The 19,605-nt window shown below is 41.2% G+C and carries 14 protein-coding genes; 8 read left to right on the top strand and 6 right to left on the bottom strand.

Features of this window, described 5'->3' with window-relative positions:
• Positions 1 to 3: 3 nt before the first annotated feature.
• Together ACP8HI_RS16935 and ACP8HI_RS16930 are read right to left on the bottom strand one after the other, a co-directional pair.
• Positions 4 to 1,212, bottom strand: a complete 1,209-nt coding sequence (locus ACP8HI_RS16935; protein ID WP_438347373.1) for a Ger(x)C family spore germination protein — start codon at positions 1,210 to 1,212, stop codon at positions 4 to 6.
• Between the two features lie 3 nt (positions 1,213 to 1,215).
• Positions 1,216 to 2,826, bottom strand: a complete 1,611-nt coding sequence (locus ACP8HI_RS16930) for a spore germination protein (protein ID WP_438347372.1) — start codon at positions 2,824 to 2,826, stop codon at positions 1,216 to 1,218.
• Positions 2,827 to 2,982: 156 nt separating this feature from the next.
• On the opposite strand from ACP8HI_RS16930, the gene ACP8HI_RS16925 reads away from it, so the two are divergent.
• From ACP8HI_RS16925 to ACP8HI_RS16910, 4 genes are all read left to right on the top strand, one after another.
• A complete protein-coding gene (locus tag ACP8HI_RS16925) occupies positions 2,983 to 3,243 on the top strand; it encodes a YqkE family protein (RefSeq protein ID WP_438347371.1) in 261 nt (86 codons plus the stop codon).
• 128 nt (positions 3,244 to 3,371) lie between these two features.
• Positions 3,372 to 4,586, top strand: a complete 1,215-nt coding sequence (locus ACP8HI_RS16920) for a hypothetical protein (protein ID WP_438347370.1) — start codon at positions 3,372 to 3,374, stop codon at positions 4,584 to 4,586.
• 59 nt (positions 4,587 to 4,645) lie between these two features.
• Positions 4,646 to 5,377, top strand: coding sequence for a hypothetical protein (locus ACP8HI_RS16915; RefSeq protein ID WP_438347369.1), 732 nt, complete (start codon positions 4,646 to 4,648; stop codon positions 5,375 to 5,377).
• Entirely contained in the window at positions 5,367 to 6,824 is a 1,458-nt protein-coding gene (locus tag ACP8HI_RS16910) for an alpha/beta fold hydrolase (protein ID WP_438347368.1), read from the top strand. The genes ACP8HI_RS16915 and ACP8HI_RS16910 overlap by 11 nt, the downstream gene beginning before the upstream one ends.
• Before the next feature lie 143 nt (positions 6,825 to 6,967).
• Here ACP8HI_RS16910 and ACP8HI_RS16905 read toward each other — a convergent pair whose 3' ends face one another.
• The 3 genes from ACP8HI_RS16905 to ACP8HI_RS16895 form a co-directional block, all read right to left on the bottom strand.
• Positions 6,968 to 7,933, bottom strand: a complete 966-nt coding sequence (locus ACP8HI_RS16905; RefSeq protein ID WP_438347367.1) for a LacI family DNA-binding transcriptional regulator — start codon at positions 7,931 to 7,933, stop codon at positions 6,968 to 6,970.
• 93 nt (positions 7,934 to 8,026) lie between these two features.
• Positions 8,027 to 11,371: a GH36-type glycosyl hydrolase domain-containing protein gene (locus tag ACP8HI_RS16900; RefSeq protein ID WP_438347366.1), complete on the bottom strand. Its 3,345-nt coding sequence runs from the start codon at positions 11,369 to 11,371 to the stop codon at positions 8,027 to 8,029.
• 18 nt (positions 11,372 to 11,389) lie between these two features.
• Positions 11,390 to 13,555, bottom strand: a complete 2,166-nt coding sequence (locus ACP8HI_RS16895; protein WP_438347365.1) for a glycoside hydrolase family 3 N-terminal domain-containing protein — start codon at positions 13,553 to 13,555, stop codon at positions 11,390 to 11,392.
• Positions 13,556 to 13,902: 347 nt separating this feature from the next.
• On the opposite strand from ACP8HI_RS16895, the gene ACP8HI_RS16890 reads away from it, so the two are divergent.
• From ACP8HI_RS16890 to ACP8HI_RS16880, 3 genes are all read left to right on the top strand, one after another.
• Entirely contained in the window at positions 13,903 to 15,162 is a 1,260-nt protein-coding gene (locus ACP8HI_RS16890; RefSeq protein WP_438347364.1) for a sugar ABC transporter substrate-binding protein, read from the top strand.
• Between the two features lie 103 nt (positions 15,163 to 15,265).
• Positions 15,266 to 16,153, top strand: coding sequence for a carbohydrate ABC transporter permease (locus tag ACP8HI_RS16885; protein WP_438347363.1), 888 nt, complete (start codon positions 15,266 to 15,268; stop codon positions 16,151 to 16,153).
• Between the two features lie 18 nt (positions 16,154 to 16,171).
• On the top strand, positions 16,172 to 16,999 hold the full coding sequence (locus ACP8HI_RS16880) for a carbohydrate ABC transporter permease (RefSeq protein WP_438347362.1): 828 nt from the start codon (positions 16,172 to 16,174) through the stop codon (positions 16,997 to 16,999).
• A gap of 158 nt (positions 17,000 to 17,157) precedes the next feature.
• Here ACP8HI_RS16880 and ACP8HI_RS16875 read toward each other — a convergent pair whose 3' ends face one another.
• The gene (locus ACP8HI_RS16875; protein WP_438347361.1) at positions 17,158 to 18,159 is read right to left on the bottom strand and encodes a lipoate--protein ligase; all 1,002 of its coding nucleotides are present in this window, start codon (positions 18,157 to 18,159) and stop codon (positions 17,158 to 17,160) included.
• A 353-nt stretch (positions 18,160 to 18,512) separates the two neighbouring features.
• On the opposite strand from ACP8HI_RS16875, the gene cobD reads away from it, so the two are divergent.
• Positions 18,513 to 19,604, top strand: coding sequence for a threonine-phosphate decarboxylase CobD (gene cobD / locus ACP8HI_RS16870; protein WP_438347360.1), 1,092 nt, complete (start codon positions 18,513 to 18,515; stop codon positions 19,602 to 19,604).
• Position 19,605 lies beyond the last annotated feature (1 nt).

Genomic DNA, 19,605 nt, shown 5'->3' with positions numbered 1-19,605 from the left:
ATCTCACTCCGTTTTTTGTTCTTTGATTTCTTCTAGAAAAGAATTGGATATTTTCCCTAATTGTTGAACTTTATAATTAACCTTCACATTCACTGGAATATTTGAAAAAGTCTGATTCCAATTGTTCTTCATCGTTTTCCAGGCTTTAGGATTAGATCGTCGAATGGCTTCACCAAATCCGAAAATATCGACTTTGTAATCTTGTTGCACCCTAGCTATTGTCGAATCAATAATATCTGCTAGTTTTCGTTCCGCCCATTTCTCTAATTCCGCTATAGTTTCTGGTTTTGTCATGTCAAGCGAGCATTGAACCTCGGCCACATGCGCTTCGGTGTTCACTTCGATATCGATTCGCGGCCGCCCATCCCTCATACTGCCTTTAACCTTTGAGTCTGCTCGAATGATTCTAAATGTGACTTTTCCTCCATCGGGACAATCAACAGATCCAGCCGTGCTGTTAATATTATTGTTAATAAAATTGTACGCTCTCCCTTCTTCGTCACTCAACCAACCAATCAGCTTATCTTTTCTAAATACAGCTAATCCTGAGTACTGTAAATCAGTAGGAGACAGGATGCTTTCAACATTTTTTTTGGAATCTCCTACTTCGGGATCGCCTATGACTCTCAGTCCTGTTAATACGGGCTCTCTTCCTTCGCTCACAAGATCAGCTATTAATTCATCCAATTTAACAGCTGTTGTAGGTGCCCACTGTTTTTCTGACGTTTTCAAAGTTGTAAATAATCGAACAGCAGGCACTTTTTCCAGATTGGTTAATATTTTTAGTGTATCCATAGCTTTAGCGTCTTTTGCAACCACAACAAAAAAGTCATTGCGTGCTTCAGGATCTCTTGATATGAAATCTAAAGCGTCACCTATACCTTCTCTGGCCAAGGCTTCACTAATGACGACAATTCGTAGATGGGCTATATAAATTTTACGTGGACTAATTGTTGTCATTTTTCGAAGTGCCTCTAATAGGCTATCGGCAGTGGCATGATACATTGTGACTGGTGCCAGACCGCTTCTTTTATTTCCGGATACTTCACTGGGTTCTACTACTTGAACAGAAATGTTGTATTTGTTTCCGACTTTATCGATTCCCAATCCTACAGCAATAGCTAGATCATTCAATTCCCGACGGCTCCAACAACCAGTGACAGATACAGCCAAGAGAATACAAATACAAAGTAAGAGTCCCATCCGCTTCATAGGTCAACCTCCTGTATTGTTTCGCGGTTTTTCCGGAGGGGTACTTTGTTCCCGGATGATATTCTTCTTATTGATCAAACGAGGACGGGTGAACATGGCCCAACGGGGCATTCGAAATATCGTATCCTTCATATCGTCAAGGATAAACGGAGCAAACGGACTCATATAAGGAATTCCGAAAGAACGCAAGCTGCACAAGTGAAGAACAATCGCAATGACTCCGATGATAATTCCAAACAAGCCGAAGGAAGCGGCAAGCCCCATCATGAGGAATCGTAACATTCGGATGGTCATAGCCATGTCATAAGCAGGTAGGACAAAACTAGAAATGGCTGTGATCGCAACGACGATGACCATAGCCGCAGATATGATTCCGGCTTCTACTGCCGCTGATCCAATGACTAAAGTACCCACGATGGATATGGATTGTGCAATGGCTTTAGGCAACCTTAAACTGGCTTCTCTCAAAATTTCAAATGATATTTCCATCATGAGTGCCTCAACAAATGCAGGGAAGGGAACTCCTTCTCGTTGAGAAGCCAAACTGATCAACAATTGAGTTGGCAACATCTCCTGATGAAAAGTGGTGATGGCTATGTACAGAGATGGGCCTAGCAGGGAAATGAAAATACAGACGTATCGGAGCACACGAATAAGGCTACTAATATCCGATCGTTGATAATAGTCCTCCGCAGCCTGTATGAACGAAACAAACATGGTAGGAACGACTAGGACAATCGGAGTTCCATCCACTAATATGGCAACTTTACCTTCTAATAGGTCGGCGGCAATGACATCAGGACGTTCGGAATGATATATTGTCGGAAAAGGAGTGTATGTTTCATCTTCGATCAATTCTTCAATATAACCACTTTCCAGAATCCCATCGATATCGATTCTGTCTAAGCGTTTAAGCACCTCTTCTACAATGTCGTCGCTGACAATTCCTTTGATATACATGATCGCGACATCGGTTTTGGTGACTCTTCCAATTTCCTTAGTTTCTAGCCAGAGATTAGGGTCCTTTATTTTTCGACGTACTAATGCTGTATTCGTACGTAAGTTTTCTGTGAACCCTTCTTTAGGTCCCCGAATGACGGTTTCCGTAGTCGTCTCCGATACGGCACGGTCTTTCCATCCCCGCATACCGATACTGAAACCTTTTGCGTATCCCTCTAATAAGAGGATGGCATCTCCGGATAACAGGGATGTAAATATAGGAGTCCATTCCGTAACGTCTTTAATACTTCCAGCGGTAAGAAAGTGATCTTTTAATACCTGAAAAATATCCTCTTGAGACGTAACCAATTTATTGGAATCCGCATTTGAAATATTTAACATAAGAGATTCCATAATGAAATTCTGAATGGATTTAGAATCCGCCAATCCGTCTGTAAATATAATGGCTGCTTTGATCTGTCGTTCCGATCCGATCTGAATTTCTCTGATGACGATGTCACTGCTATTTCCAAGTGAATTTTTAATATATTGTATATTTTCTTGAAGGTTTATTGTTAAAGGTACTTTAGTTTGTTCCGGTTCTTTACTTGAGTCGCTGTTTTCAATTGAAGGGGTGCTAAATATATTTGTAATGACTCTGCTGATAAAGTTCATAGTTGTAGTGTTCCTTTCTATAGCTGCTATTAACGTTATTACCATAATGACGAGCACATATACCGCATATTGAGGGATCAATGATCGCTATCAAGCAAAGAGATAGAACGTCGTATCGAAAACTGCTATAATGTAGTTGGAAATGGAGATGATTCTATGGCTAAGAAGAAAAGATCTACCCCAGCTCCAAAGCCTGTATCTGACGATAGACCAATCACGTTGAAAGATTTATTAAGTGGTGAAATACTTGAGCAATTAAAGTCTCAGGCAGATGAGATGAAGGCTGAGGAACTGAAGAAGAAGGAAGAACAAGAATTGATGAAGGCGGAAGCTCGTAAGCAAGAGCAAAAGAAATTGGATAACAATTTTGAACATCTGCTTGAGAATAGTAATATGGATTGGCATAAATATAAATAGGTTACGGGAAACCACTGGGATTAGGCAGCGAGTCTAGTCATAACCGGTGGTTTTTTTTTATATGTAACTATATTGCATATTATCCGTCTTAGTTATAGATGAGGAAAATTCCAAGGAGGAATATAAACATGCAGATACTTAGAAAAGCAAGGATTCAAGTGGGGTTGGTGACGATACTTCTTGCCTCAGTATGGGGTACGTACGTTACATCTGCAGCACAAGCAGAAGAGATTAAGCCAACTGTATATGCGGAATGGAAAGATCCAAGTTCAGGTAGTACGTATTATAACTGGAGTGGTTCAGATGGTGAAAAGTATACGAATAAAGTGATCGTTTCAACGAATGATGGTAAATGGGCGCAATTAAACGATAAATTCGCACGTATTTCAACGGATTATTCGAAATTGAGTTCTTATCCAGAACTGAGTATCGATTTCAGTAATGCTTCTGCAGTAGATTTATTTGACTATATTAATCCTTTATATTTAGATACAACAGCGCAGGCTGCGGTAAGAGGCCTTAATTATGACATCTCACCTGATGGTAAATGGGGGTTATATAGGACGTCCAATTTCGGTGCTGAGATGTCAGCGAACGGTAAATCAGTCTATAGTACTAAATTGCATAGTTATTTCCTCAAAAATATGGCAACAGGTGAGATTCAAGAATGGATTTCAAGTCTCCGATCTGTAACGGTGTATTGGCTGGCTGACAGCAAGCTGCTAGTAGCGCAATATAGTCCCGAAGCGAAGCAAAAGGAAATCTCAACGTATGATCCTGCTACGGGCGAAACAAAACAGCTTGTACTTGGGACACTCTATGTTTACTCGGATAAGGAACAGAAATTGTTATTTACTAAAAATGAACCTTGGAGAATTCCGTGGGTATACGATCTAAAAACAGGGAGATCAAGTTTGGCAACCAAAACAGAGCAAGAGAACTTATACGCATGGATCGATCCTCGCCCGACAACGAAAGCACCGGACAATTTAGATATGAAGACATTGCCTGTTATAGATCTGCCGATCCATCGTCTGTATGAACATGAAGTGATGACCTCTCAAGGTTCAGAACTAGTGCCGTTTACATTTGTAAAAGACGGGGAGAAGTATATCCCTCTTCATTCTCTTGTATCCAAATTCAGTTTAAGTATCGGCCTTCGTGAAGGGAATATGTATGACTATCAATATAAGTTAACAGGTGCTTCTGACCAAACCGTGATACTAGACCGAAATAATAGCTATATGTTTCAATTCCGCTTATACGTGACGCCTGAAGTGTTAGAGAAAGTTGGACTTGAGGATGTTACTGTTAGAACGGATATGAAGGGAGTTATTAAGTAGAGGATGATCCCTAGTTTATAAATCGTATTTGAAGTAATAAATTTGGACGGGGGAGGATTATGTCATTTCATCTGGATCTACCATTGTCGTATAACGTCGTCAAATCTTTATGCACAATATTGGGCTGGATCATCGTAATTGTTCTCGTATCCCGTCAGTTTTTGAAGCAGCAGGAGAAACCTGCATATTGGAGAGTCATGCTCGTAGTTCTGCTCGGAATATTCTCTTTCACGATAAACTTTAACCTATTTCATATTTCGTTGAAGTTATCTATACTGCCTCTTGGCGTATGGGTATTATATGGGATGCTTCGAAAAAAGTCATGGAAGACGTATCGTCCGTTTGCTTGGATAGGGTTTGGGGCCAATTTTATTTTCTTAGGTACGGCGTTAATGAGTGGTGTCATCGATAACTGGGTTTATCCCAAAGAGGATCCATCCACGTATATTGCAGATATCGAGCATGCATCCATTGTAGCTATTCACCCTTCTGCTACGCCGGCTTTTCTTAATAAGGAGCGATTTCAAAACGAGCTAAGTGATCTTAAGTCTGCTACTATTACGGGTCTTGAGTGGCACCGCGAGTCTGTGCTGGAATCGGGATCCTATTATCGGAAGGAGCGCTTTCCTTATGTACTATTAGGTGCACTCCCTAGATGGGGGAGTGGTCTGGATTCTGTTGTTTATATCCAAGATGACGGCAGAGGACTGTTAATTACGACACCCAATCAGAACTATTACTATCTCTCTAAGGAACCACTTATAGAAATGGAGGGGCGAAATGATGAATAAGAAAACAATTCTGATCCCCTTTCTGATCGTAATGATAGCTATCGTCGGTTACTTGTTTTATGAAGGGAAACCGCAAGCATTCCCAGATAACAGCTATGCGATTAAGGCTATGAATCAGCTTTATGCAGAGGCCAATGTTAGTGGAATTCTAGATGTCATTCCGCTAGATAGCAAGCATGTCTTTGTTCCTTTTATCTCGGACGATGGACATTATGGAATGAGCTTCTGGGAATGGGATTGGTTTCAGTGGAAACTGAGAAGAATCGATACAAGGGGCGAGCCTTATATTTGGAAGATAGACGAGAAGGATGCTTCCACGCATTATATCGTATGGAATATGGATCCTAAAGATGAATTAAGCGAACTCAAATATTATCTAATTGGCGAAAGAGGTGCATACAGGAGTCAAGATGTAGATTCATATACACCGCGAGTTCAGCTGGGGTTGACAGTGTCCTTGCAGAAGCATAAGTATGGAGTGCTCCCTTTCCCTAAAGATTGGGTAGAGCTTATAAATGGGAATCTTCAAATGAATAGCCTATCTTCATCTATGTACATTGGTTGGATACCTTATGGAGATCAAGGAAAGGTGACATTTCCTGATTATACTATAAACGGGAGTTCTTACAGCAGTGGTCGTTTCAACTTGGATTTCGTGAGGATTCTCAATGAATATGAACTGGAATTTACCGGAAATATAATGGATACCAACGAAGTGATTAACATACATGAAAAAGTAGATATTGGAGGATATGGACTAGTCGTTAAGATGAACGGGATCAAGAGCGACGAGCCTGTTATCGTCTTTGAGTCAGGTTTTGGCGGTACATCCGACACATGGGAGAAATTACAGTCTGAGCTCTCGAAGCGAACTCTAACGGTTTCCTATGAACGTGCTGGATTGGGAAGGAGCAGTTCAAGCCCCCTGTCTCGAACAAGTGAGAATAAGGCGATAGAGCTGCATAAATTACTTCAGGCATGCCAAATAGAGGGCCCATTCATCATTGTGGCCCATTCTCTCGGCGGGTTTACTGCCAGAATGTATGCAACGAAATATCCGGAAGAAGTAAAAGGTATTGTATTTGTTGATTCATCTTACGAGCAACAATTGATAGATCATCCTGAACCGCAGTTTGAGGAAGGTAGTATAGAAGAAGTAAGGTCTAGTATTGGGCCGGATGGTAGTTATGATGAGATGCTATTGAGTGCTGAACAAGTGATGGAATCTAAGAAGAAGGATGCATTAAGAAATATACCCATTAATGTGTTAGTTGGTATGAAAGATAAAGCTGATGGGTCATCAGCCTGGTTAGAGTATCAGCAAGAAATAGCGAAATTATCGGATAGAAGTCATCTGTTAACCATCGACGCTGGCCATGGTATTCATATGGAGAAGCCGGATATTGTAATACAAGAAATTATCAATATGATGGAGGAGAAATACTAGCGACTACCAAACTAACGATTGATCTAAATATTTCTTTGTATGAAATGTAAAAATAGGAATTAGTAACATTAAAAGAATGGCTAGAGAATCAGATGATTCTCTAGCCATTCTTTTACGTTCTAAATGCAGAAATTAGAATAGAATTATAGCTGATGTACAGAATCACCTTGAATTAACGTAACATAGATTCGTTCCTGCTCTACATCTTCCGAAGCAATGAGTTTTAATAATTGCTCTGAAGCGATTGAACCCCATTTGTGTTTTGAATAATCTATGGTAGCTAGTCGAGGTTGTGTATATTGCGTTAGCTCCATGTTATCAAATCCGATCAGGTGAATATGTTCGCCGATACGGAATTCACTCTGCTGTACGGCGTTGTACATACCGATGGCCATTTCATCATTGAGACAGAAAACAGCAACCGGCTCCGTATAATCTTCCATAATTTTATGCGCCGCATGTACTCCAGATGATTTATTGAAGTCTCCCTGGATGACAATGTATTCAATAGGCTGATTTCTATCAATCGTTTGCTTGACGGCTTGTAGTCGTTGATTCGAATCGAAAGAGCCAGGAGGTCCTGTAACTACATAAATTTTACGGTGCCCTTGTTCAATTAAGTATTCAACGGCGAGCCCGGCCCCTGCTTTATTATCGAGTAATACTTGGTTGATGTTAGGGTGCTTTAATTCTCTGTCGAGCACAACCAGCTTATGACCACGATCTGCATGAAGCAACAATTCCTCACTCGAGAAGAATGCATCTAAGACAATAGCGCCATCGATCATTTTCTCCGGCAACAGACGATGCGACTGTTTTCCACTACAGACAATTAAATCATAGCCATTCTTGTTCAGAACTTCCCTCATTCCTTGCAATAAATCACCATAAAAGGCACCATTGAAATCCGTTAAGAAAGCGCCGATAATTTTAGTCTCTTGTCTTTTTAAATTTCGAGCAGCTGCATTAGGTACATAATTTAATTCTTTTGCAATAGCTAATATTCTTGATGCGGTTTCCTCTGTGACTTTGGGACTTCCGTTTAGCGCATAAGAAACGGTCGAGATCGAAACCCCGGCTTGTTTAGCGATATCTTTTATACTGATCACGACATTCGCTCCTAACGTTCACTTGGTCATTATGAATACTTCGTTCTATTATATCAAGTTTGATGGCGATCCCGAAAGATCGCCAAATAGATTTTACATATAAATGTTGATTTCATTCATCGTTTCGTTCATCAAATCTCCAAGTTGTTGCTCGCCGATACGAAGGCCACCATTACGATAGCGGTTCGCTGTTTGCGTTATAGCAACATCATTTCCATTTACGCTTACACGGTTGATTGCTTGACCGGTAATATGGTAGACAAAGCGTGTCTTAAATCCATTGAGTGTGAAGTCAAATAGCATACCATCGCATGTTGTTGGTAGGACAGGATCTAGAATAAGATCGCCGCCTTCATGGCGAATACCTAGGCAGTTGGAGATCAATTGGTTCATGTAGATCCCAGGACCGCTAGAATAAATTCTCCAACCGCCTTTGACAGCGACATCACCCGTACGTAATTCGTTGAACCGTTCCTGTGCCTCGTAACGGGTATTGAACTTCCCGTCGGAGCTACTAAAGTAAGCGTTGCTCTGACGCATTTCAGCATTAGGTACAACGTTGCGGATGCCTATAGGGTTAATCATGGCAAGCCCTTTCCAAGTTTCATCTGCTTTCCCGAGCTTCGCCATCGCTTCTACAAAGCGGATGTGAGCATGGACGTACTGCAGACCGACTTCACGACCGAAGTTCGATGCTTGTTCCGCACGCTTGAAGTTTGAGCTTACACCGCCAACGTATTGAGCTGGACGGTTCATCAAACGTACGCCATCCGGACAATAGAGTTCTTTCTTAATAAGTTCATAGTGGGCCGCTGCTTGCTCTTCAGTTAGCAATTCACCGATCATACTGCGAGTCATCGGAAGGAGGCGGTATTGAATGCCAGTCTTCGTATCTGTTGGATGTAGCATCAATTCCGCTTGACCTGGTTCTTCCATGTATACAAATCCTGGAATGACATCGGTTTGCAACATATAGCGATTAAAGTCAGTTTGAATACCTGTAGCAAGATCGCTTAATTCAGCAGCCATCGCTTCATCATGATGGGATAGAGCCGAAGAGAGTTGGTTGAACACTTGGTAAGTTAGTGCAACCGTCCAACTGCTGACCATATACTGTTTCAACTGTGCATTCGCAGGTTGAAGCGTATCGTCCCAGTCACCATCGCCATAAGAAGATAAGTGCGTATCATGTAAGAAATGATTTTTAATATATTCAATTTCTTTTTTAGCATGATCGTAGATAGTTGCTTTCTTCTCTGTTAATTCGCCTGTGTGACGGATGGAATAAGGTACTTCTTCTTGGAGAATGCTGTAATCCTTCGTAAAGTTCAGATAGTCACCCAATATTTTGAGTGGCCATACAATAATATCGCCATGGCTTTCTTCTTGTTGAATACGATAGTATTGATCGAACATGAACCATTGCGGCCAGTTGCCTTCATCCTCATATTGATGCGTGAACACCATCTTAATAATGTCACGTACTTCATCGTATTTTTGAGTTGCCATGAAATATTCTGTTGGACCTTGGCATACATCACGCGTACCCCATGCTGCACCGCCGTATTGCTCTAATCCGTGTGGAACAGAATAATGTACTAGCATATTGTGCGTATACCACCATGCTAGGGCGTTTACTTTTTGAATCTCATCAGTAAGGCCTTCGGGATGATTCAGGCTAAAGCCGTTCATCACTTGCTCCAAGAATGCACGGTACTGAGCGATCTCGGTAGTTGCATCCGAAGTTCCGAAAGGTATATATTCTCCATCAATTAATCCTTGAGCCGTCATATTCCACTCACTTGTCGTAGATAGTTCAAGGACTACTAGTGAAGTTGATCCGGCATCTACATGCTTAGCAATCGCCGTTTCGTCTTGCACTGTCATATCAGCACCTGTAAATTGCATGCGATAGCAGAGCTCCGGAAGCGTAGTAGCACTATCAGATGCTGGATCTGCACGGAATGTAAGTACGGAATCAGATTGTTCCATGTGATAAGGTGTAACGTACTCATTGTTGTTCATTACGACTTGATTAGTTACGAGATAACGATAAGCTTTGCCACTTGCAGAACGAACTTGTAAGTGTAATTCAGGTGTGTTTACCGTTGTATGATTCGTAATGATAATCATATCGTCTGCCATTTTATAGTGCCAGCGAGCATAGTTGAAGCCCATTTCGAACAATGAAGGCATGGTGAGTAGGTGATAAGTACCTTCGATTTCGATGTAAATGCGTTGACCAGACGTTTTCATCACGTTCAGCGCGTTACGAGCATTCGTTATCATTTTGTTGCAAGACGTATTTCCAACAACTAATTGTGAATTGAATATACCATACATATACGAAGTTGTTGTTAAGATTTGACTGTTTAAACGTGCGTTATCCCCAGTCATTAGAATGTGACCATGTGGGCGTTCTACGAGCAATTCTTTGGCTTTCAATACAATATGTTCGTACGTATCCGTAAAGAAGGACAACAAATCTTCGCCATGCCATTCTTCTTGGTGACGGTTAGGGAAGAGTGTCTTCACTTCTTCTAATGTCATGGATTCGGTTGCTAGTGGTGATCCGATATGCGATCCAATGCTTACATTACTAATGGATATAGTTGCTGCTACTTGCAGTTCAGATACGTAAGCCCATGCTTCTGCAATTTCTTGGTTGAATTCAAGAGATGTAATGGCGCTCGGATGATCTGGACTGAATTGCCCGTAGAATACAAAATTTGCGGTCCCGTTGATCGTTACCCGTTCGGATTGTAGCGCCGTATAAGCAAATTCATATTGATAGATTTCATTATTTAATTGTGTCTGTTGAAGTGCAGCAGGTTGATTCGTCGATTTATAAGATAGACCGAAGAATTGGAAGCCATCTGTTGAGAAGCCCACGGACTTCGTTAATGAACCTTGTTGGATGTAAGGGAACGCCCCGGCTTGTGGCATATTCTGACGTGAGCAGACGACGTAACCTTTCTCTGCATCTTCAAACATGGCATGGTCTATATACTGAGATAGATAGGCTTCGTTCGAGCGCACAGCCGCTTGATCCGCTAGACCCATATCTTGTCCGTAAATGATATCAACAACTTCGCCTTGTCCTTCAACTTGAACATCCCAGAACCAAATATTCATAGGTGTTAACGTGAACGTTACACGATAGCGAAGGGATTCGAATATGCCGTTATAGATCACTTGAGTATCGGTGTAGCTTATTTCACTAGTGGATTGAATACCAAGAAGTGGCGTGATATTCATGCCGGATTCGTTGTGTATACGAAGGTATAAATTGTTTAGTGATCCATCTAGTGGATTGGCGATCCATTGATTAATCATCGTACGATCCATGAGTATTTCACGTATATCTCCGCTATTCATAAATGTAAACGTTAAGTTATTTGATTGTATTTGAAAATTTGAATTATTCCTCGTTGTCATTTTCTACACTCGCTTTCATTACTTTTTTAATGTGAATTTCAGTTCCGTAACATCTCGACTATTACTGCCAACAAAGGCATAGAAGTCACCAGAATCACTCTTGAATTCTAGGTTTGAATGATGGTAACGGAGTTGTTCTTCCGTTAATATAAAGGTGATTTCTTGACTATCTCTCGGTTCTAATATGATCTTGCGGAAGGATTTTAATTCCTTGACTGGACGTACCACATCTCCGACGATGTCACGGATATATAATTGTACAAGCTCTTCACCCTTACATTCCCCTGTGTTGGTAACACGTACCTTGATGGTCAAAGGTTGTTCCATCGTCATCGTTGTGGAGGGAATAGTAGGCTCGCTGTATTCAAAGGTTGTATAGCTAAGACCATATCCGAAAGGTAATAACGGTTCATTAGGAATGTCCAAATACTGCGATACATAACGTACTTGTGCATCTGCTGCGCCTTGTGGACGACCTGTATTGAAATGGTTGTAGTAGATAGGTATTTGACCCACTGCATATGGGAACGACATCGTTAATCGAGCTGATGGATTTCGTTTGCCATATAATAAATCAGCGATGGCTGCTCCGCCTTCGGTTCCTGGATACCAAGCTTCAAGTACGGCATCCACTTGGTCGTAGACTCCGTGTAAATCTAGTGGGCGCCCGTTAAAGAGAACCGCAACCATAGGTTTATTCAATGATTGTAACGCAGCGATCAAATCTAGCTGAATCTGAGGGAGACGAATATCTGCGCGGCAGCCAGCTTCGCCGCTCATGTCTGAATGCTCACCTAATGCGAGCACAATGACATCGACATGTTGTGCTGCTAATAAGGCTTCTGCCAATTGAGCTTCCGTTCCCGTCTCAATATCACAACCTTGTGCGGTAGTGATATGCGCGGAGCCTACTAGATCGACCATACCAGTATATAACTGGATGGCTTCTTCTTTCGATCCCATCCAAGACCATGGACCGAGAATATCTCCACTTTGAGCGAATGGACCTATCAAAGCGATTTTTTGCTCTTCATTTAAAGGTAGAACATTATTATTCTTCAATAACACACAAGATTTAGCGGCTGCGTCTCGTGCAACTTGACGATGTGTTTCTGATAATATGAGCTCTTCTTCAAGCTCAACACTTGCGCCACGATACGGGTTATCGAACAAGCCTAGTTTGTGCTTCAATGTCAAAATACGCATGACGGCTTCATCAAGAAGGGACTCATTGACTTGACCGTTCTCGATTAATCCTTTTAGATGATGTTCATAGGCAGGCGTCATCATTTCAATATCAACACCGGCTTGAATGGCTTTATAGGCAGCTTCAGCTTCATCGGCAGCTATGCCGTGAGGAATCATCTCTTTAACTGCGCCCCAATCAGAAATTAAGACACCGTCAAAGCCCCATTCATCTCGAAGTAAGTCTCTCATTAAACGGCGGTTTCCAGTAGCTGGAATGCCATCGACCGTATTAAATGCTGTCATCACCATTTCGCAACCTTCATCTAAAGCTGCGCGGTAAGCTGGTAGATAGTATTCGCGCATTTGGCGCTCGGACATATCCACTGTATTGTAATCACGACCACCTTCTGCTGCACCATAAGCGGCGAAATGTTTCACACATGCTGCTACCCGGGAACGATCGTGAGTTAAATCCGTTCCTTGGAAACCTCTTACGAAGGCTCGTGCAAATTCACTATTAAGGAAAGGATCTTCCCCAGTAGTCTCCATAACTCTTCCCCAACGAGGATCACGTACGAGATCCACCATTGGTGCGAACGTCACGTGTACACCAGCGGCTGAAGCTTCTGCGGCAGCTACTACAGCGGTGCTCTCGGCCATATCCATATCCCATGAGCAACTGATCGCAAGTGGGACAGGGAAGATCGTTTTATATCCGTGAACAATATCCGCCATCATTAATAATGGAATACCTAAGCGATTATTTTTCAAATGAGCTTGTTGCACTTGTATAACTTCTTTAGCTCCTGTTAACCCTAATACCGACCCTGAATTTCGAATCGAATCATTTGAAATTCCAAGACCTTCCATAGGACCTGTAATTTCACCTTGGCTTTCGGAACCTTCAAAAAAGGGTCCCGCCAACTGAAGTAACTGACTGATTTTTTCTTCTATGGACATTTGATTGATTAATGTACGTAACTGTTGTTCCGGCATATGTTTCCCTCCATCTTGTTAAAGCTATTAATACGTTTTCAGGAACACTTTCAAACTATCGAAACGTTTCTATCTTTGATAATAACCATTATAAACACCTTTGAATGTGACGTCAACCAACCCATTTTATCAAAAAAAAGGAATATAAACGTTTCTATAAATCCTAATTATGCACTTGAATACGATTTCATCATGTTATATAATGAGTATCGAAACGTTTATATTGCAGGTGAGACAATTATAATGTTAGTATTAATATAACTCTGAGGGGGCCGGTCTAGCTTATATTAGACATAGAGATTCAAGGGGATTATCAACTACTATCATGATTTAGGAGGAAATTAAAAATGCGTAAAAAAACAGTAGCAACCGTATTAGCATCTACATTAGTTGTTATGGGTATCCTTACAGGGTGTGGGGCGAAATCAGAAAACACAGGTAACGCAAGTGATAAAGTGACAACCATTAGTGTATGGGGAATGGGTGAGGAAGCCAAATCGATTCCGAAAATCGCTGAACTTTTTGTAGCAGAGAATCCAAACATTAAAGTTGATGTACAAACATTACCTTGGGATACAGCACACGACAAATTGTTAACTGCTGTTGCATCGAAAAAAGGTCCAGACGTTGTGCAAATGGGTACAACTTGGATTCCTGAATTCGCAAATGCGAAAGCATTGATGGATTTAACTCCATATTTAGATGAATACCCTGGATTGAAACAAGAGAACTTCTATCCAGGTTCGGTTGAAACTGGAACATTTGAAGATAGCTATGTGGGTGTACCTTGGTATATCGATACTCGCGTGCTTTACTATCGTACAGACCTTTTGAAAGAAGTAGGTTATGATCAAGCACCAAAAACATGGGATGAAATGCTTGATGCTTCGAAGAAATTAGCTGCTCGTGGTGAAGGGAAGTACGGATTTGCTCTTGATGTTAAAGAACAATCTCTTGCCTTTATGTTAGCACGTCAGAATGGTTCCACATTGTTTGATGCAGACGGTAAACCGTTATTCAACCAACCGCCATTTGTGGATACAGTTAAATACATGCAACAATTCTTTACAGACAAATCTGCTCCAATGGATCTTGGTATCGACGCAGTTCAAGGATTCCGGGGCGATGGTATTACGCCGATGTTTATCAGTGGGCCTTGGATGGTTAATTTGATTCAAGAGCAAGCACCTGAGCTTGAAGGTAAATGGGCAACAGCGGTGTTACCTACGGGCAAAGAAAACAACTTCTCATCTCTTGGTGGAGCTAACATGTCCGTATTCCAATTCACAAAAAATCAAGAAGCATCTCTGAAATTTGTAGAGTTCATGGCGAAGCCAGAAATACAATTGAAGTGGATGGAATTAACGAAATCTCTTCCATCATCGCAAGAAGCTTGGAAAGATCCAGTTCTTCAAGATGATGCGAACTACAAAGTATTCGGTGAGCAATTAGCAACAGCTGTTCCAATGCCTTCTACGAAAACATTTGAAGAAACGGCACAAAGCTTCTTGAGCAGCTTTGAAAAAGTGTACCGTACACCAGGTATTGATATTCAAAAAGAAATGGACACTTTCAACAAGAAGGCTGAATCCATCATTAAGAAATAATAATAATAATAATAACGAACAATGAGGCTAACCCGCTAGAAATAGCTGGTTAGCATGCTCATTGTCTGTTTATTGGAACCTGAGTAAAGGAAGTGACTAGGGTATGAAAGGTTTCACATCAAGAAAGGCGCCTTACCTATTTATTGCACCAGCGATCATATTACTCGCAGTATTTTCGTTGCTACCTATCTTCGTGGCCCTGTTCATTAGCTTTACGGATATGGACTTGGCGGGATTAGCAGACTATTCGAATTTGAGCTTTGTTGGTATTAAGAACTATATTAATGTGCTCTCGGATCCTGTGTTCTTGAAGGCTATTTTTAATACGTTGTTTTACGTTATTATTGGCGTTCCGTTAGTTATTCTAACATCTCTTAGTGTAGCTTTATTGATTAACTTAGGTAAGTCTAAAATGTTTAAAGTATTTCGTGTTGTCTTTTATTTGCCTTCGGTTACGAACGTTGTAGCTGTGGCGGTTGTCTGGGCTTACTTGTACAATCCGGCATTTGGACTGTTTAATTACATTTTAGAATCTATGAATTTATCTGCAATTCCGTGGTTAACCGAACCGACGGTAGCTAAAATATCATTGATTCTCATGGCTCTCTGGAGAGCGGTAGGTCTAAATATGATTATCTTCATTGCAGCATTGCAAGGTATTCCAAGGTCCTTATATGAAGCAGCGGAATTAGATGGTGCGAATACTTGGCAGCAGGTTACGACAATTACGATTCCGATGTTGCGCTTTGCGATCTTCTTCGTATCCATTACGACGATGATCGGCTGGCTACAGTTCTTCGAAGAACCGTTCATCATGACCAAGGGTGGACCTCTGGATGGTACGATGTCAGCTGCATTGTTTATTTATAAAAATGGTTTCCAATTGAGTAACTTTGGATATGCTGCGGCCGGATCATTTATCTTATTTATCGCTGTCATTACGGTAACGTTAGTTCAATATAAAGCACAAAATAAAGAATCGGATTATTAAAAGAGTGGAGGTGAACCGATGAAAGGCAACAATAAAGATAAAATATTTCAGTGGAGTGCAGGAATCGTATTAGCGATCGGGGGTATCTTGTTTATACTTCCATTCATTTGGATGATCTTGTCATCCTTTAAGACGGAAAGTGAAGTTATCCTGATTCCGCCGACATTATGGCCGCTGGATATTACTTTTGAGAATTATAAAAATTTATTCGCCAATATGAATTTTGCTGTGTATTTGAAAAATACATTGATTATCGTCCTTTTTGCTTTCTTTGGGATGTTCCTAAATGCGATGGCGGGCTTTGGTTTTGCTAAGTATAATTTTAAATGGAAAAATAGTATTTTCTTCATGGTGTTGGCAACGATGATGATTCCTAGCCAAGTAACTATGATTCCAGTTTATTTGATCTTGAATAAAATGAATTTGACGAACACCATGTTGGGGATTGTATTGCCAGGTCTTGTAGGGGCATTTGGGATTTTTCTATTCCGTCAGTTTATGACGACCATTCCAGATGAAATTATTGAGGCGACACGACTTGATGGAGCTAGTGAGTTTAGAACCTTCATGCAAATTATACTTCCGGTTTCGAAGCCTATTCTTGCTGTACAAGCCATTCTTGCCTTTATCGGTGGATGGAATAGCTTCCTATGGCCATTAATTATGGCGAACGATGAAAGGTTATATACCTTGTCCGTCGGCCTCTCATTACTAAAAAGTCAGTACGGCGGGAATTTTGCCTTGCAGATGGCAGGTGCAACCTTTATGGTTATGCCAATTATCATCATCTTTATTATTTTCCAGAAAAGTATTATTGAGAACTACGCGACAACCGGTTTGAAATAATCTGGATTATTGAGATGATAAAACAAAAAAAGAATGGATAGAGAATCAGATGTATCTGATGAGCTCTATCCATTCTTTTATATTCTAAATGCAGAGTGTAGGGAGACTAACTCTTATGAACGGGAGGGGAAATCCGTATTCGTAGTGATCAATTTACACTATTCCTCCAGAAATACGAGCCCAACAAAATCGTCCATTTCAAGATTACCGAAGTAATGGTTTATATGAAGATCGGATAAAGCCTCACGCACTTCTGCTTCATCGTATCTTTTACCTCGTAATATATCCTCAATATCAGTCACATCACCAACGCCGAAGAAATCACCGTAAATTTTGATATCACGAATTCGCCCTTCATTAATGTCCATGCGCAGATCAATGATACCGACAGGGAACTTCTTCGAATGTTTAACGTTCGATTCAGGTGATATACCGTAGTTCCAATCCCAGTTCTGATAATGTTCCTTGGAAATTCGATTGATCTGCTCCCAATCTTCTTCTTTTAGGTGGTATTGGGGCACATCTTGTGCATCCATTCCGAATATCGAACGAAGTAGCTCAGCACGGAATTCTTCAATCGTCATAGTGTTTTCCATAAGATCACTGATGTTGGCTACGCGACTACGTACGGATTTGGTACTCTTGGATTTGAATTTCTCTGGATTCACGTTGAGAGAGGCTTGGACATTGTCTAAGTTTAGGTTGAACATCAGCGTACCATGACTGAACATCCGGCCTCGAGAAGAGAATTGGGCGTTACCAGATATCTTCTGTTCGCCAACCTGTATGTCGTTGCGCCCCGTGAGTTCAGCGTTTATCCCCATTTTTTGCAGAGCATCAATAACAGGTTGGGTGAATTTCAAGAAGTTGTGGAATGAACGACCATCATCTTTCGTAATAAAGCTGAAATTAAGGTTACCTAGATCGTGATATACCGCACCCCCGCCGGAGAGACGACGTACGATTTGTACATTGTTCTCTTTGCAATACTCTTGGTTAATCTCTTCAATAGTATTCTGATGTTTACCAATAATAATAGAAGGTTGATTAATATAGAAAAGCAAATAGCTTTCGTCCATTGAAAGATGTTTTAAAGCGTACTCTTCTATGGCTAAGTTAATAGCAGGATCATGAATTCCTTGGTTATCGATGAATAGCATAGTTTACTCTACTCCTCCACTTGTCTAAGGTATGTAATGTTATTGAATCTTGTATAATTAGGAGTTCAAAAAGTCAGCTTTTCAGCACCGAGAAGATTGGATGAAGATAGGGAGTGAGGAGCGGAGCGTAGGCAGTACCTACGTGAGCACCGGAAGGACCGGCTGAATTCAATATTCGATGTCGAATACGCCTCTTGCTATACTTCGTGATCAAAAGATGTCTTTTTGAACAACCTCTATAATTGTAAACTATAAGTGGATTAGAAACAAAGGAAGGTTGAATTGACGCAAAGGAAGAGCCTAAGCAATAATGGAGCTATCAATGGTAAATTAAAGACAGAGGGGTAATAAGGATGCTAGAACGTTATGGTCATGGAGGAGATTTAGAAAGTGCCGCGAAGGCTTATGGAAAAGATGAAGGTGCATTCCTCGACTTCAGTGCCAACATCAATCCGTTGGGGCCGCCTCAACAAGTACTGAAGCAATTGGAGGGAGCGTTATCATCTATTATCCGTTATCCTGACCCCGGTCATAGGAAATTCAAAACTATTCTTGGGCGTAAGCTGAGTGTTGACGAAGACAACATCTGTGTTGGGAATGGTGCAGCTGAATGTATGTCACTTATTCTGCTCGGACTTCAGCCACAGAAGGTTGGTATTATCGAACCGTGTTTCTCTGAGTATCGGCAATTATCGGAACAATTTAATGCGGAAGTATATTCGGTACGGGGAAGACAGGATAAAGATTGGAAAGCAACGATGGAAGACATAGGACAATTGATACAGCAAGTGGATCTGCTATTCATTGGTCAACCTAACAACCCGAATGGTGTGCAATATACGCTTGGGGATCTGAGGATGTTAGCTGAGATAGCTGAGCAATTCAACACCTATCTGGTCGTAGATGAAGCCTTCATAGATTTCATTCCGAAGCAACAACAGGCGTCTTTGTTGTCGGATCTTAATCGTTATCCTCGTACATTGCTTGTGCGATCAATGACGAAGTTCTATGCGATTCCAGGTTTGAGGTTAGGCTATACATTGGCACATCCGGATATCGTCAGATCTATGAAGAGCAAGCAGGTGACGTGGAGCGTGAATGGACTAGCGTTGTTAGCGGGCGAAGCAGCATTGGATAGCGATGAAGAATTCGAGCGTAGTACGATGGAACTGATAGCTACTGAGCGATTAGTGCTTGTCGAAGCACTTACACAGTTAGGATGTAAAGTGAGTCCAGGAGAAGCAAATTTCTTGTTGGTAGAGCTTCCTAATCCATGGCGTGCGATAGATATGCAGCGTGAACTTGGCCTGCGGGGGATATTAATTCGTAGTTGTGCGATGTATGCTGGGCTGGAAGAAGGGCATATTCGAATCGCTGTCAAAGACTCGAAAGCTAATCGGTTATTTCTAGCGGAGATACAGAATGTGATGGAGATAGTGATATAAG

This window comes from Paenibacillus sp. FA6 (genome assembly GCF_051550225.1).
Classification (GTDB): Bacteria; Bacillota; Bacilli; order Paenibacillales; family Paenibacillaceae; genus Paenibacillus_AQ.
Note: the sequence above shows the minus strand (reverse complement) of the source record. Positions and strands in the feature narration are given on the sequence as shown.